11 protein-coding genes are annotated in these 15,767 nt (G+C 67.4%); 5 read left to right on the top strand and 6 right to left on the bottom strand.

The annotated features are described in order from the left end of the window. Nucleotides 1-5: 5 nt before the first annotated feature. Genes CRP45_RS04240 through CRP45_RS04225 form a run of 4 tightly spaced genes read right to left on the bottom strand, consistent with a single transcriptional unit; the run spans nucleotide 6 to nucleotide 5,398 of the window. A complete protein-coding gene (locus tag CRP45_RS04240; protein ID WP_097243860.1) occupies nucleotides 6-1,088 on the bottom strand; it encodes a hypothetical protein in 1,083 nt (360 codons plus the stop codon). Then, nucleotides 1,085-3,253, bottom strand: a complete 2,169-nt coding sequence (locus CRP45_RS04235; RefSeq protein ID WP_097243859.1) for an ABC transporter permease — start codon at nucleotides 3,251-3,253, stop codon at nucleotides 1,085-1,087. Before CRP45_RS04235 ends, CRP45_RS04240 begins: the two co-directional genes overlap by 4 nt. 6 nt (nucleotides 3,254-3,259) lie before the next feature. Continuing rightward, on the bottom strand, nucleotides 3,260-4,333 hold the full coding sequence (locus tag CRP45_RS04230; protein ID WP_097243858.1) for a sugar ABC transporter substrate-binding protein: 1,074 nt from the start codon (nucleotides 4,331-4,333) through the stop codon (nucleotides 3,260-3,262). Between the two features lie 45 nt (nucleotides 4,334-4,378). Beyond that, nucleotides 4,379-5,398: an ABC transporter permease gene (locus CRP45_RS04225; protein ID WP_097243857.1), complete on the bottom strand. Its 1,020-nt coding sequence runs from the start codon at nucleotides 5,396-5,398 to the stop codon at nucleotides 4,379-4,381. 256 nt (nucleotides 5,399-5,654) lie between these two features. Between CRP45_RS04225 and CRP45_RS04220 the strand changes: the two genes are divergently transcribed. Together CRP45_RS04220 and CRP45_RS04215 are read left to right on the top strand one after the other, a co-directional pair. Continuing rightward, entirely contained in the window at nucleotides 5,655-6,695 is a 1,041-nt protein-coding gene (locus CRP45_RS04220) for a response regulator transcription factor (RefSeq protein WP_097243856.1), read from the top strand. A 104-nt stretch (nucleotides 6,696-6,799) separates the two neighbouring features. After that, nucleotides 6,800-8,233, top strand: coding sequence for an MmgE/PrpD family protein (locus tag CRP45_RS04215; RefSeq protein ID WP_097243855.1), 1,434 nt, complete (start codon nucleotides 6,800-6,802; stop codon nucleotides 8,231-8,233). Between the two features lie 152 nt (nucleotides 8,234-8,385). Here CRP45_RS04215 and CRP45_RS04210 read toward each other — a convergent pair whose 3' ends face one another. Continuing rightward, entirely contained in the window at nucleotides 8,386-9,987 is a 1,602-nt protein-coding gene (locus CRP45_RS04210; protein ID WP_097243854.1) for a sigma-54-dependent Fis family transcriptional regulator, read from the bottom strand. 196 nt (nucleotides 9,988-10,183) lie between these two features. Between CRP45_RS04210 and CRP45_RS04205 the strand changes: the two genes are divergently transcribed. Continuing rightward, nucleotides 10,184-11,062, top strand: a complete 879-nt coding sequence (locus tag CRP45_RS04205) for a helix-turn-helix transcriptional regulator (RefSeq protein ID WP_097243853.1) — start codon at nucleotides 10,184-10,186, stop codon at nucleotides 11,060-11,062. A gap of 468 nt (nucleotides 11,063-11,530) precedes the next feature. Next, nucleotides 11,531-12,745, top strand: coding sequence for a CoA transferase (locus CRP45_RS04200; protein ID WP_097243852.1), 1,215 nt, complete (start codon nucleotides 11,531-11,533; stop codon nucleotides 12,743-12,745). An 87-nt stretch (nucleotides 12,746-12,832) separates the two neighbouring features. Here CRP45_RS04200 and CRP45_RS04195 read toward each other — a convergent pair whose 3' ends face one another. Beyond that, entirely contained in the window at nucleotides 12,833-14,005 is a 1,173-nt protein-coding gene (locus CRP45_RS04195) for a CaiB/BaiF CoA transferase family protein (RefSeq protein WP_097243851.1), read from the bottom strand. Between the two features lie 278 nt (nucleotides 14,006-14,283). Here CRP45_RS04195 and CRP45_RS04190 point away from each other — a divergent pair, with 278 nt between their 5' ends. Beyond that, nucleotides 14,284-15,765 (top strand): aldehyde dehydrogenase, encoded by a 1,482-nt coding sequence (locus CRP45_RS04190; RefSeq protein ID WP_097243850.1) that lies wholly within the window; start codon nucleotides 14,284-14,286, stop codon nucleotides 15,763-15,765. Nucleotides 15,766-15,767: the final 2 nt, after the last annotated feature.

Raw genomic sequence — 15,767 nt, 5'->3', positions numbered from 1 at the left:
GGTGCTCACCTTTCGTTGTCTGTCTGCGGCTCGAGCAGGTTGCGGAAACCACGCGCCGCCACCAGGATTCGGCCGTCACGTGACGACACGCCGGTGACACCGTGGCGGTCGCTGTCCGCACGCGAATGCACGCTTTCGGCGATACGCCCCCGCTGATCGATCCGGAAGGCCAGACCGTAGGAGCGTGCGGGTGCCCACGGTTTGATCACGCCGTGTACGCGCAGCTGCCCCAGTTGCAGGGTGTCGGTGTAGGGATCCGGGCACCGCAGCCGTGGCACGAACCACTGGTCCTGACGAATCGTCGTGGTCATCTCGCGCAGCAATTCTGGTTCGTCGAGCAACAATTCGGTGAAGCGGTTGCGCGCATACGGCGCGGCGACCCACCAGCCGTCCGTGGAGGCGGCGATCCGGCCGGGATACACCGGCAGGTTCGACCCCACCGCGTTTCCCGGCTTGCCCAGGGCCGCAATGGCACGACGTTCGACGCGATGGTCGAAACCCAGCGAGACCAAAACCTCACCATCCGACGCGGTTTCGATGCCGCCGGGCCAGCCGAGGCCTTCGGCGACCACCTCGGCTCGCGAGCCGTCGACCCGCACGATGCGCCCGCTCCGGTCGTCGGCCACCAGCGCGGCGGACCAGTCCGGTACGTCCCGGGAGCCGATGGTGGCCAGCACGACGCCGTCGGGCAGCAGTGCCAGATCGGTGACGCACGCGGCCAGTTCGGCGTCGGTGCACAGATCGGCCGCCGCTCCGCTCGCGTCGACCGTGACGAGGCCGACGCCCTCGACCGCGGCGACCAGCCGGTCCTCGGCGACCAACAAGCTCCCGACCTGCCCACCGAGCGTCACCAGCCGCGTGACGACGCCGCCGGTCAGCGTGAAAACGTCTTCACCGCTGGAGAAGACGACCTCGCCGTTGTCGCGGATGACCACGTCGTCCGGCTCGAACTCGGCATCGGGCAGCAGGGCCGCACCCTGGTCGAGCCGGCGATTGGGCCGCAGACCCGCCTCGAACGGCGGCACGCTGCGGTGCCGGGCCCAGTCCGGGTTCAGCCATTCCCGCAGTGCGCTGATCGTGCGGTTCATCGCTGCGCCTCCGCCATCGATCGGCCGGGCACGATGAGCCCGGGTACCGCGGCCGGATCGATCGAGCCGACCTCGCTCGGGTCGAGTGTGAGCCGACCGATGCGGTTGTTGCTGACGCCGCACAGATACAGCTGACCGGCGCGTTCCTTCACCGCGGTCACCATCGGGTAGTTCGCCAGCGATGAATCCCACAGCACCTGAAGGATTTCGCCGCGATCGCTGAACTTCATCACGCAGGAGACGTTGAGCTGCGGCACCACCCAGCTGTCCAACGGCACCTCCTTGGTCATCCGCCTGCGCACCGCCGGGTAGCGGTTGAGCAGGTCCGACATCGGCGTACGCATCGACACGAACGGCAGCCAGTAGTTACCGTCGGAGGAGCGGTTGAGATTGTCGGGGTTGCCGGGCAGGTTCTCCAGGACCGGTTCCAGCTGTCCCTGCTTGGGTCCGGCGATCCAGAGGCGGTCCACCCGGCACAGGCCGGTGCTGGCGATGAGGATCGACTGGCCGTCGTGCGCGGTGCAGATGCCGTTGGGGAACGCGCTGTTCGACACGACAACCTCGGTGCCGCCGTCGGGGTCGATGCGGACCACACGCCCGTTGGGCCGCGATTCCACCAGCTCCACCAGGTATTCGGCGGCGTTGGTCCGCGTCGAGAAGTCCGACACATAGATGGAACCGTCGGGTGCCACGTCCAGGTCGTCGACAGCACGCAGGCCGGAATCATCGAGCAGGGAGAACCGGCTGCGCCTGACCTTCGTCGCGATCGGCTCCGATTCACCGTCCGGGGAGATCCGATAAATGCCCATGCCGCCGACGGCGACGAGCAGCTGCCCGTCCCGATCCCACCCGTGCCCGAGCGGGAAACCGCCTGTGCGGGAGAAGATCTCACCCTCGTCCGGGTTGTCGGCACGGAAGCGCCACACCCAGCCGCGACGGTCCCCGCAGTAGACATTGCCCTCGGAGTCGACCGCGCAGTCTTCGGCACCTTCGATCTTGCCGAGGCCGATCGGGGGCGCGTCGGTGGTTCTATTGTTGATCGTCCACACCGTGCCCGGTTCGGTGACGTCGACGAGCGGGCCCAGCGCGATCCGGCCCGGATCGATCTTCAGCTTGTCGGCGGTACGTTGCCGATACTTGCCCCATTGCAGGTCGAGCACCGCGAACACGAGTAGCGCGGTCGCGAGAATCACTGTGTAGTAGGACCCTTCGAGTCGCAGCGCGACGGTGGCCTGCTGGATCACCTGCACGACGATGATGCCGACGGTGGCCCGCAGCACCGATCCCCGACCGCCCGCGAGGCTGACACCACCCAGCACTACGGAGGTCAGGGCGATGATCTCCCAGCCCTGACCGACGTCTGGGTCGGTGCGCCCGACCCTGGCCGAGGTGAGCAGAGCGGCCAACCCGGCCAACGCACCGGCGAGGACATAGACGAAGAAGGTAACCCGGTCCACAGGGATGCCGTTGCGCCGTGCGGAACGCCGATCGCTGCCGACCGCCGCGACCCACCAACCCCACCGCGACCGGGTCAGGCCGACATGCGCGGCGATCAGCACACACCCGAAGAAGAACCAGCCCGTCGGGATCAGCGCGATGCTGCCCTCGCCGAGGAAGTCCCAGACGATATCGGGCTTGGGCATGCTCAGTTCGAAACTGAACGCCGACTGCAACGCGGCGGCCGCACCGCCGAATGCGACCAGGGTGACCAAGGTCGTGATGAACGGCCGCATCTTGCGGTAGGCGATGAAGTAGCCGTTCACACTGCCCAGCAGAGCCCCGAACACGACGGTGCCCGGGGCGACGACCGCCATCGGCCAATCCCAGGCGCGGGCAGCGACCATCGCGCCGATCGCGGTCAGGCCGACCATCGAACCGATCGATAAATCGATGCCGCCGCAGACCAGCACCACGGTGAGCCCGATGGCGAGCAATCCCTTCTCCGACACCTCATCCAGGATGATCGGAGTGTCGGCTGGGCCGACCGGGGTGAGGAAGACGAACAGCAGGCTGAGCAGCAAGGCGAGCGCGAGTGGTACCGCGCCCTCCATCCAGCGCTTCTCGAACAGATCCGACAGGGTCCTGGCCGGCGCGAGCCGATCACGCCACTTCCCGCCGGTCAAGGGGAAGGCATCGACTCCCCGCGAGCGTGACTGGAGTTTCATCGCCGATCACTGCCCCTTGTAGCAAGCGATGGTGGTGTTGTCGACGTTCGCGCGGTCCACGATGGTGTGCGGCACGAACGCGACGGTGTGGCTGCTGCCCGCCGGTGCGCCGGTCTGCACGAGCTGCTGGGTGGTCACCACCGCGGCGGTGCCGACACCTTGGACGTCGTAGGAGGCCGAGGCCGTCACCCTGCCCGCGCGCAGCGCGTCGCACCACACGGTGTCGGCGGCCATCGTGTACGTGCCGAGGGAATCAGCGGGGATCACGCCACGCGAGACCGCGCTCTGCACGGCGTCACCGACGGCGACGGAGTTGAGGTCGTAGGTGACCAGGAAACCGCAGAAGTCGTTCTTCTGCTGCTGGATGATCGACTCGGCAGCCTGCTGCGCCAGCGAGTTCTGCCACTGGGTGTGGGCGGTGGTCACCACCTCGAAACCGGCGGGGTCGAGCACATTGCGCACCCCTTTGGACCACAGCAGCGAGGCCGCGTCGTTGCCCGGACCATCGATGATCGCCAATCGTTTGGGGGCACCGCGCTTTTCGCAGTCCTGCACGGCCCGCTGGGCGATGTCCTCGGCCGCGGCGAGGTTGTCGACACCGATGTAGGCGTCACCGAGGCGGCTCGAGATCATGTTGACCACCACGGTGTAGATGCCCGCGCGCTGGGCGTCCTCGATCTGCTTGGACAGCACACCGACGTCGGGGTTGTGCAGGATCAGCACGTCGGCGGCCTTGCGGGCGATCAGGTCGCTGATGATCCTGGTCATCTTGTCGGTGTCGAAATTGGGGTCGTAGACCTGGAAGTCGGCGCCGAGGTTGCCGAAGGCGCGCTCCATCGAGACACCCCAGTTCATCGTCAGGTTGTAGCCCTTGTAGAGGATCGGCACGAAGGCGACCTTCTTGCCCTGCATCGACTCGTGCACTTTCTGCGTCGCGTCGAACAGCTGCACGTTCTCGCCGAACGTCTGGCCCGCACCTCCGGCGGGTCCGGTGGCCGAGGTGCGACCTCCGGTGGAACAGCCTGCGAGTACGACCGCCGAGACCGAGGCAAGAGCGAGCGCGATCAATTTCTTCTTCATCGTTGAAGACTCCTTGTGTACGAAGGTTTTTCGAGGCGAGCGGAGTTACAGCTCGCCGCTCTTGGCGGTTTCCTCATCGCGCGGGTGCAGCCACGAGTCCAGCGCGATGGCCGCGATGAGCACGCCGCCGCGGATCAGGTCCTGCACCGCGGAGGTGAGGCCGTGCAGCACGAGCAGGTTGTTGAGCACGCCGATGAACAGCGACCCGGCGAGCACCCCGAGGATCGAACCGCGGCCACCGGCCAGCGAGATGCCACCGATGACGGTCGCGGTGAGCGCGGTGAACAGCAGCGGGTCGAACGAGGTGACGGTGGTCTGCACGCTGCCCTGGATCGACACCGTCAGGTATCCGGCGAGCAGGGCGAGCAGCGCGGAGATCACGTAGGTGAGCACCTGCAACGGCCGAACGGGGGCACCGGTGGCGCGGGCGGTGGCGAAGTTGTCACCCATCGCCCGCACCAACCGGCCGGCCGAGGTGTAGGTGACGAAGAGCCAGGCCAGCACGAAAACGGCCGCCGCGATGATGATCGGGCGTGGTACGCCGAGGACCGAACCGTTGCTCAACTCCGCGATCCACGAGCCGCCGGGCAGCGCGTAGTAGTTGCTGTCGAGCAGCAGCATGTCCACCCCACCGATGACGAGCAGACCGGTGGCCAGGGTGACGAACAGCGAGGGCACTTCGACATAGGCCACGAGCACGCCGTTGACGAGCCCGACGATCAGCGCGACCGCCGCGGAGATCGCGATCGCCTGCCACTCGGGCATGCCACTCGACATCAGGGCGAGTGTGGCCTGCGCGCAGCCGAGCGCGACACCGGCGATCGACAGATCGATGCCTTTGCCCAGGATGACGATGGCGACGCCGACGGCCAGAATCCCGAAGGCCGCCGACAGCCGCAACAGGCTGGCAAAGTTTCCGGTGGTCAGGAATCCCGGTGTCGTCGCGGCGCCGACGAAGCACAGCACGGCGGTGATGCCGAGAACGAAATAGGCCTGCTCCGAACGACCGAGCTGGTCGCGCAGGCTGGGGCGGGGCGTGGTGGCCGCCGCGGTGGACGTCGTCATGATGCTCCCCGCATGGGTTTCTCCTCTGAGACGCGAGTCACTCTCGCAGGCTGTGTGAAATATTAAATATGTGGTGCCGTGGCTCACAAGAAGATCGACCCGCGATCAGCCGAAGGGTCTACAGAGCTGCAACCGGCGGCTGATGCGGTACCGGAGTTTCGGACACGATTCGGACGCGCACCATGCGGTCACGGGATATATTGCATATTCTGTTCAGCAGTGGTATGAGGACTGGAGTTGACACGTGGTGATCGACATGAGGACACCCAACGGCGGCGTCGCAGTCGAGGCCGAGCTCATCGCCGTCGCCACCGAAGCGTCGGAGATCCTCGGACGCCGGATCCAGCCGCCCGGCACCCACTCCCCCGACGCGGCCAAACGGCTGCTCGCACAGCTGTGGGACGAGGCCGTCGCTGCACTGTCCGACATCACCGATCACGCGGACATCCAGCGAACGACCGCGCTACTGGCCCGCATTCGCACCGCCGAGACCGAACTCGCAGCGGTCGACGCCGCGAGTTCGGCCACTCACCTGCGGATGGCCGCGCAGGCGATCGCGCGATTACACGGCGCGCGCGGCGTCGACGACTTGCTGAGCCGGGCTGCGGAAGCGATGGGCGCGATGGGCTTCGACCGCGCACTCGTGTCGACCACCGAAGGGCAGCGGTGGCACCTGCACACCATGTTCGTCGTCGACGACAAGCCTTGGGCCGATGCGATTCTGGCGGCCGGTCGCGAGTCCTCACCGACCCTGGACGGCCACCTGGTCGAGAGCGACATCGTGCAGCGGGCCCGACCAGGACTCGTCTTCGACGTTCAGCACAATCCCCGTGTCGTCCGGCCGCTAGTGGAGATGACGCACTGCAGTTCTTACGCTGTCGCGCCGCTCACCCTCCACGGCGCCGTCGTCGGACTGGTGCACGGCGACTACTACTTCCAGCGGCGCGAAGCAGACGCCACGGCGCGGGCGATGCTTGCGGTCTTCGCCGCCGGTTTGGGCCACGCGCTGGCCGGTGCGAGCCTGCTCGACGGCGTGACCGCACTACGCAGTGGGCTGGATCGAATGACCGGCCACGCGGCGGCCGCCTACCAACCCCAGGGCCAGGGGCTCTCGTCGCGCGAACTCGAGGTGGTCGAGTTGCTGGCGGCGGGCCGAGCGAATCGCCAGATCGCCCGTGACCTGGCGATTTCTGAGGCGACGGTCAAGACCCACATCACCCATATCCTGCGCAAACTCGGTGCGGCGAACCGCGCGGAAGCTGTCGCGTACTGGCTGCGCGGCAGCGCAGCACGCTGAGTCCGGGATTGCCGGAAACCCGTTCACAATGCTTGCATAATATATAGTGCAAGCACTGGTGCGGGCAGGTCTGCTGTCCTCGCACCCCTGTGAGAGGACAGTCCATGGCCGACACCATCATCGAGCAACTGGCCCGGTTCACCACCGGCGCGAACTACGACACCCTCCCTCCCGAGGCCGTCGACGAAGCCAAGCGCCTGCTGCTCGACGCGATGGGTTGCGCGCTCGGCGCCGTCGAGGAACCCAAGGGCAAGATCGGTATCCAGTACGGCAAGCTCACCGGCGGCACCGATGGCGACGCCACGATCATCGGCACCGACGACCGGGTCTCGATCTTCGGCGCCTCCTTCGCCAACGGTGAACTGATCAACGCCCTGGACTTCGACGCCGTGCTGCCACCGGGCCACGTATCGCCCTACGTACTGCCGACCACGATGGCCATCGCCGAGAGCCGGGGCCGATCCGGCCGCGAGGTGCTCGCCGCCGTCGCGCTCTCGCACGAGATGTCCTACCGCTTCTACAAGTCGATGGACTACCTGCGCGACGTCCAGAACGATTCGATGGACTTGTCCCCCGTGATCGGCTACAGCGTGACCGTTTTCGGCGGCACTGCGGCGGCGGGCAAGCTCGCGGGACAATCCACCGAGACCCTGGCCAACGCGCTGGGCATCGCCGCGGCCACCGCCCCGGTGAACTCGATGCGGCCGTGGATCGAGCACGCCCCGAGTTCCACTCTCAAGTACCTGCTCGCGGGCACGCTGACCCAGGCCAGCCTGACCGCGGTCTTCATGGCCGAACTGGGCCACACCGGTGACCTGCAGATCCTCGACGACGCCGAGGTCGGCTTCCGCAAATACATCGGCACCCGCCGGTGGGAACCGCAGAACCTCACCGACGCGCTCGGCACCGAATGGCGCTTCCTGGCCGAACAGTCCTACAAGCCCTACCCGCACTGCCGCATCCTGCACGCGCCACTGCACGCGCTCACCGAGATCCTCGAGACCAACGACATCCGGCCCGAGGAGATCGACGCCATCCGCTGCTGGGGTGAGGCCGCAGTGATGCACCCGCTGTGGCAGAGCCGGGTCATCGAGAAGACCCACGACGCGCAGTTCGACATCGCCCACGGCCTGTCGGTCGGCGCGCACCGGGTGACCCCGAGCAAGGCATGGCACGCACCGGAACTCGTGTTCAGCGACTCGGTGCTCGGGCTGATGGACAAGGTCACCTTCGCACCGCACCCGGACTACTTCAAGGCACTGTCCGCGCATCCCTCCGCACGCCCGACCAAGGTCGAGGTCGACGCCCGCGGAACCACTTTCGTCGCCGAGCGGACCTACCCCAAGGGCAGCCCTTCCCCCGACCCGACCACCAGGATGACCACCGACGAACTGGTCGCCAAGTTCCGGATCAACGCGCGAGAAGTGCTGTCCGAGAACAGGATCGACCAGGTCGTCGAGACCGTGCTCGGGGTGGACAAGGTCGACGATTTCGGCACCGTGATGCGTCTGCTCGCGCCGAACAGCGCGCAGTCGTGAGGATTGCCCGTCCTACGAAAATCCCCGCTCGCCCCAACGCGCGCGGGGGCTTCTCGCATCCCGGCCGACTGTCCATCGACCGGTGCTGTCGACAGTAGACACGGCGGTGCCCGGGGCATGTCCAACATTCTGGACATGCCCCGGGCGCCGAATCACGCGATACGCAAAGCCCTGATCCGGTTGTAGAGCGTCGATCGGCTCACGCCCAGCGCACGCGCGGCCTGCAACTTGTTGCCACCCGCGGCTTCCAAGGCCGCCATGATGACCTCCCGTTCGGCCTCCCGAATCGGCGAACCGGGCAGCTGACCACCGCGGTGTGAGGCGGGCAGGTCGGTGGGGATGATGTCGCCGGCCGATCGGGCACTCGCCGCCACCTCCACGACGCGGCGCAATTCGGCGAGATTGCCGCGCCACGGTTGCGAGGCCAGCACCCGCATCGTCTCGGCGGTGAACCGTGTCCTGGTGTGACCGGTGACCTCGGTAAGCATCTGCTGGGCCAGCCCGGGCACCTCGTGCCTGCGCCTGCGCAGGGGGACCAGTTCCCTACGGTCGTTGCACAACGCGGGCAGCGGGGCGTGCACCGCGTCGAGGTGTTCGCCTGGCGTCGACGTGAGCACGACTGCGCGGGGAGTTTCCCGCAGTCGCTGTGCGACCAGCGCGGTGAGCTGCTCGCTGAGCAGTTGGATGTTCTCGATGATCACCGGAGGTCCGTCGCCCGCGAGCGTCTCGCCGAGCTGGGCGGCCCACGCGCTGTCACCGACGAGCACGATGTCGGTCGCGTCGAGGGTACGGGCCGCGGGGCCGACCACGCCGAGCGCCTCGGTGGTTCGGCCGGTCCCCGCCTCGCCGACCACGAGCAGCGGCCAGAGCGGCATCCGGTCCGAGGTCACCCTGGCACGTCGAACGCCGGACTCCTGGGTGATGTCAACGAGCACTCCGTCGGCTCCGTCGATCGACTGGCAGACCAATCGCACCGAACGGCCGGAGGTCAGGATGAGTTCCTGGCTGTCCTGGCCGCCGGCGGGCACGGCTTCGGCCCAGGCACGCAACGCGGCATGATCGGCCGGTTCGAGCAGGTCGACCGCGGCGGGGGTGGCGAGGACCAGTCCGTCGCCGATGACGACGACGGCCCGGCCTCGGCGACCCGCGGCGGCCTGGAAGGCGCTCATCAATCTGCTGTGCGCGCGGGGGGAGTCACGCTGGAGGCGTTCTTGGATATCGCGGACCATGCGGCGGGCCAACAGCGCCGACAATCGGTGGTCCGCACTGGTTTTCGCGCCGATCCCCAGCACTCCTTCGAGGCGGCGGGTGACCGGATGGAAGATCGGATGCCCATAGCAGGTGAACCCGCGAAACAGCGCCAGGTAGTGCTCGTCGGCGCGCACGAGCAGACTGCGCCGGGTCTCCAGCGGGGTGCCGAGCGCATTGGTTCCGATGCGATCTTCACCGAGTTCGACGCCCGGCACGATGCCGATATCGGCGACCGCTCGCCTGATCGATCGGGCGGCCCCGTGGATGTCGACCACCCGGCCCGACTGATCGGCGAGCACCAGCGCCACCGGCGTGCCTTCGAGCTCACTCGCGACCCGGCGCAGAACCGGGCTCGCCGCTCGCGCGAGGAAACTGTCGGCGTTTCTGGCCGCGAGATCGAACGGCGGCATCGCGTCTTCGCGAATGCCGTTGAGCCGCGATCGGGCCCACGCCGACTCGATGTCCGGTCGAGTCGAATCCCGGTACGCCTGCAACACAGTCATGGATACTCAACACCACCTTGTCCCGGCCGCCTGAACATGCGGTCGACGCCCAGTCCTCTGTGACCGAGCACACTTGTATTTTATACACAATATCCGCTTGGGTCCTCGGCCTTTGCCGAGATGCCGACCATTTTCCGGTCGGCATGGGAAGAATTTGTCCCAGGCGCGGCGACACCGACGGACATATCGTGGAGAGATGACCGAGAGAGCGCCCCACCTTCGCGAGCTGGGTGGATTCCTGAAAGCACGGCGTGCCGAGCTCAGTCCCGAGGAGGTGGGCTTGAGCGTGCACAGCGCAGCCGCGCGCCGGGTGGCAGGCTTGCGTCGCGAGGAAGTCGCCGACTTGGCCGCCATCAGCCACGACTACTACACCAGGATCGAGCAGGGCCGCCTCGCACCGTCGGAGCCGGTCCTGGAGGCGCTGGTTCGGATCCTGCGCCTGGACGACGCCCAGCGCGATTACGCCGAGAACCTGGCCCGCCGCTTCGATCGCCGTCCGGCCAAACGAGGCCAGAAATCCGTGCGGCCCCAGCTGCAGCGCCTGCTCGACCAGCTCACCGAGACCCCGGCCCTGGTGTTCGGGCGCTACCTCGACATCCTCGCCTGGAACCATCTCGCGGCGGCCTTGATCACCGACTTCGGCCAGATGACGCCGCGGCAGCGCAACTATGTGCGGATGGTCTTCACGGATCCGGCGATGCGCACCCTCTACGACGACTGGGAAAGCGTGGCGCGTACGTGCGTCGCCATCCTCCGCATGGATGCCGCGACCAATCCGACCGACCCTCAGCTCACCGCGCTGGTCGGTGAACTGTCCATCGCCGACGAACAGTTCCGGCAGTGGTGGGCGGCGCGGAACGTGGCCAGGCAGGAGTTCGGCTCGAAGACCCTCCACCACCCGGATGTCGGCGAGATGACCCTGAATTGGGACACTTTCAGCTCCACCAGCGATTCGGAACAGCAGCTGGTCCTCTGGTCGGCCGAGCCGGGCACCACCTCTCACGAGAAGCTGCGCATCCTCACCTCCTGGTCGGCACCGGTCCCCCACCAGGACGCGGCACACCACCCGAACTGATCCGCTCAGGCCCACCCTCCAGTCGCAACACTCCCACGGTTGTTTATATATTATGCGTAATCATCCTGTCGCTGCCGGCCGCGCGGACCCAGGTCCCCAGACTCACTCGGAACAAGCAGTGCCAGCGCCTGTCCGCACCACCGTCCACGAACTCCTCGACTACTTCGGACGATGTGGCGCCTGCGGCTACCCCGCCTCGACATCGAGAGTGGTCCAGCAATTCCCCGACGGCTCCGTCCACCACGAAGTGATCGCAACCTGCGGTCTCCCCTGCGGCTGGCGCGCCCCCGTCTCGATGCGCCGGATGACGGGCTCTCCCTGAACCGTGCCCGAATTCCTGGCTCCTCGCGCCCTGACCCACTCGTTGGGATATATTATATTTCACATAGGAGGAGCGGTCCGCCGCGGACGAAGGAGTAGCGCGATGCAGATGCCCGGCCATGTCGACCCTTTCCCGGCGGTGAGCACGTGAGCGGGCAGCCGCTGGCGGGCCTGCGCGTCGTCGAGTTCGCAAGTTTCGTGGCCGGACCGTCCGCGGGTATGACGCTCGCCCAGCTCGGCGCGCAGGTCATCCGGGTCGACCCGCTCGGCGGCGGACCCGACTACCGCCGGTGGCCGGTCGCCCAGCGCAACGGCGAGAGCCTGTACTGGAATTCGCTCAACCGCGGTAAGCAGTCGATCGCGGTGGACGTACGCAGCGAGCAGGGTCGGGAACTGGTGCTGGCGTTGGCGACCGCGCCGGGCAAGGGCGCGGGGATCGTCGTGGACAACGCGGTCGGGCGGCCGTGGTTCTCCTACGAGGCGCTCGCGGACCGGCGTGCCGATGTGATCAAGGTGCACATCGGTGGTCAGGCCGGTGGCGGTCCCGCGGTGGACTACACGGTCAACACCGAGGTCGGTGTCACCGATCTCACCGGGCCCGCCGATTCGCGTACCCCGGTGAATCATGTGCTGCCCGCATGGGATCTGGTGGCCGGTATGACCGCGACCACCGCACTGCTCGCCGCCCTGCACCGTCGGGAACGGTCCGGCGAGGGCGCGGATCTGCAGATCGCACTGGCCGATGTCGCGCTGGCCGGCGTCGCGAATCTGGGGTGGCTCAGCGAGGTTCGGGAACGCGGTGACCGTCCGCGCCACGGCAACTACATGTACGGCTCGTTCGGCGCCGATTTCGTCACCGCCGACGAGGGACGCGTCATGGTGGTCGCACTCACGCCGCGTCAGTGGCGGGCATTGTGCACGGCGACCGGTACGGCGAAGGTGATCGCCTCGCTCGAACAGACCCTGAGTGTGGACTTTGCCGACGAAACGCACAGGTACATCCACCGCGAGACGATCGCGGCGGTGATGCGGCCGTGGTTCGCCGGACTGCCCCTCGACGCGGTGGGTGCGGCGCTCACCGAAGCGGGCGTGCTGTGGAGCCGCTACCGCCAGATGAGTGATGTGGTGGCCGATTTCGAGGCGGGAGTCGGCAGCCGGGTGCTGACCGAAGTCGACCAGCCCGGTATCGGACCGGTCATCTCGGCACACAGCCCGATCCGTGAGGACAGCGAGTACGGACCGGTGAGCCCGGCCGCGGCACTCGGTGCCGATACCGATCAGGTCTTCGCCGAAGTCCTCGGTCTCAGTGACAGCGAACTCGGGAAATTGCGATCCGCGGGAGTCCTCGGGACCACCGAATAGCGTTGCGGCCCTGGTATCTCCGCACTACAGCAAACGGGCCGGTGCTCGAAGACGACATTGTCTTCGAGCACCGGCCTGACGACGCGGTCAGCCGTCCGCTGAGAGCACGCCCGCGGCCACGAGTTCGTCGACCTTCTCTGCCGAGTACACCTCACCGGCGACAGCACGGGTGTCCGCGCCCACCCGAGGAGCGACACCAGGGCGTTCGGGCCGCTCGCCGGCGAAGCGCCACGGCGGACGCACCAACGCGAGCCCGTCGTCCTGCGGCTCGATCATGCGCAGCCACCCGACCTGCTCGTGCTCGACGTAGCCTGTCATCGACAGCACCGGGGCGAAGGGCACGTCCTCGGCGGTGAGCCGCTTCTCCCACTCCGCGAACGAGCGCTGTTCGAATTCGGCCTCGACGATCTCGGCGAGCTCGAAATAGTTCGACTCACGCGGGCGGTATTCGGCGAAGCGCGGGTCGACGGCCAGATCGGCGCGATCCATCGCCCGGCACAGCGACTGCCAGAACTTCTGTGATGAGGACAAGTGCACGGCGATGTACTCGCCCGAGGCGGTCGGCGCGCAGAAGTTCTGCGCCTGCGGGTGCCTGCTGCGCCGGGTCGGGTCGGCGCCGAGTTCGAAGGCCTGGGTGATGCCGTCGGTGACGAGCACGCTGACGGCCTCCATGATGGAGGTCTCCACGTGCTGCGGTTCCCCGGTGCGGTACCGGCCGACCAGCGCGGCGAGCACGCCCGCGGCGGTACTGAGCCCGGTGATCAGGTCGGCGCTCAGGCCGCCGGTGAGCTGGGGATGTCCCTCGTCGCCGAGCAGGGAGTACAGGCCACCGAACGCCTGCCCGATGGTGTCGTAGGCCGGCCGGCTGGCGAGCGGGCCACCAGCACCGAAGCCGGTCACCGAGCCGTAGACGATGTCGGGGCGTAGTTCGCGGCAGACCTCGGGCCCCAGACCCATCCCGGCCACCTTGCCGGGGCGCATGTTCTCGAGGACCACATCGAAGCGCGGGATCAGCGCCTTGACCAGGGCGATGCCCTCGGGCTGCTTGAGGTCGACGGCCAGGCTGCGCTTGCCGGTGTTGTACTGGCGGAAGTACGGGCTGGCGTCGTTCTGGTGACGGCGGAAGTCCTCGCCCACGACGGGGCGCTCCACCTTCACGACTTCGGCACCGAGGGCGCACAACATGGAGGTGGCGAACGGGAGCGAGATGTAGCCCCCGATCTCCAGGATCCGAATTCCGTCGAGCGGCCTGTGCTGCATAGCCTGTCTCCCTCTAGTCACGTGCTCATATTATATATTATCTCCACAGCGCGGTGCCATGGGTCACATCCGGCGAAGGTCGATCGGCGCACGACAGCGACCGACGGAAGAGGCGCAGTGGCGGCGAGCACAGCAGTCCTGGCCTGTGAGCCACGTTATATCATATACTTTACATGAGCCGGGTCATATGGCCGCGAATGGTGCTGCGCGCGAAACTACCGCTGACCAGGGAAGTTCCCACCCGGACGCAATCGCCGACGAGGACGATAGGTCTACCCATGAGTGTTCAGACAGAGTTGTGGCAGGGACAGTTCGACAAACTGTTCATCGGCGGCGGGTGGGTGAATCCGGCAACACAGCGCACGTTCGAGGTCGTCTCCCCCGCCACCGAGGAACCCCTCGCCCGCATCGCCGAGGGCAGCGAGGCCGATATCGACACCGCCGTCGCCGCCGCCCGCGCCGCGTTCGATCGTGGCCCGTGGCCCCGGACGGAACTCACGGAGCGGATCGCGGTCCTCACCCGCGTGAGCGAGATCCTCGCCGACCGGCAGGACGAGGTCGCTCGCCTGATCAGCGCCGAGATGGGGTGTCCGATCACGCTGTCGACGCGGATGCAGTCGATGGGCACCCGCTTGTTGCTCGACGCGTTCCTCGAGCTCGCTCCGCGATACCTGTGGTCCGATATCCGCCGCTCGGTCACCGGCAACGCGCTCGTCACGCGCGAGCCCGTCGGTGTCGTCGCGGCGGTGGTGCCGTGGAACGCGCCGCTGCAGATCGCCATGATCAAGCTGGCGCCCGCGCTGCTGGCCGGGTGCACGGCGGTGCTCAAGCCGTCGCCGGAGACCGCGATGTCGGCGTATCTGCTCGCCGAGATCTTCGAGCGAGCCGGTCTGCCCGCCGGCGTGGTGAACGTCGTCGTCGCGGGGCGTGAGGTCAGTGAGCACCTGGTCCGCCATCGGGGCGTCGACAAGGTCTCGTTCACCGGCTCGACGGCCGCGGGCCGCCGGATCGCCGCGATCTGCGGCCAGGACCTGCGGCGGGTCACCCTCGAGCTCGGCGGAAAGTCCGCCGCGGTGCTGCTCGACGACGCCGACCTCGATGCCGTGGTGCCGGTGATCCGGGCGCTGTCGCTGCGCAACACCGGGCAGGTGTGCAGCAACAAGACCCGCATCGTGGTGGCCCGTTCGCTGCGCGACGAGCTCTACGACCGGTTGCGCGACATGGTGGGATCGATGCCGATCGGTGACCCGTTCGATCCGACGACCGAGGTCGGCCCGCTGGTAACCAGCGCTCAACGGGAACGCGTGGAGAGCTACATCGCGCAGGCCCGGTCCGAGGGCACCCAGGTGATCGTCGGCGGCGGTAGGCCCGAGGGTCTGGACCGGGGCTGGTACGTCGAGCCGACGATCTTCGGCGACGTCGACCCCGACGCGCGGATCGCCCAGGAGGAGGTCTTCGGTCCGGTACTGACCGTGCACACCTTCGACACCGAAGCCGAGGCGATCGATATCGCCAACAACTCCGACTACGGCCTCAACGGTTCGGTCTTCGCCGCCGATCCCGCGCACGCGCTGGCGGTGGCTCGCCACATCCGTACCGGCACCGTCGAGGTCAACGGCACCCCCGCCGGCTTCTTCGCTCCGCTCGGTGGCTTCAAGAACAGCGGCATCGGCCGCGAAGCCGGACTCGAGGGCTTCGACGCCTACATCGAATGCAAGTCCTACGGCCTGCCGCAGCCCCTGCTCGACACGCTGGCCTGACG

This window comes from Nocardia amikacinitolerans (assembly GCF_900215415.1).
Lineage (GTDB): Bacteria > Actinomycetota > Actinomycetes > Mycobacteriales > Mycobacteriaceae > Nocardia > Nocardia amikacinitolerans.
Note: the sequence above shows the minus strand (reverse complement) of the source record. Positions and strands in the feature narration are given on the sequence as shown.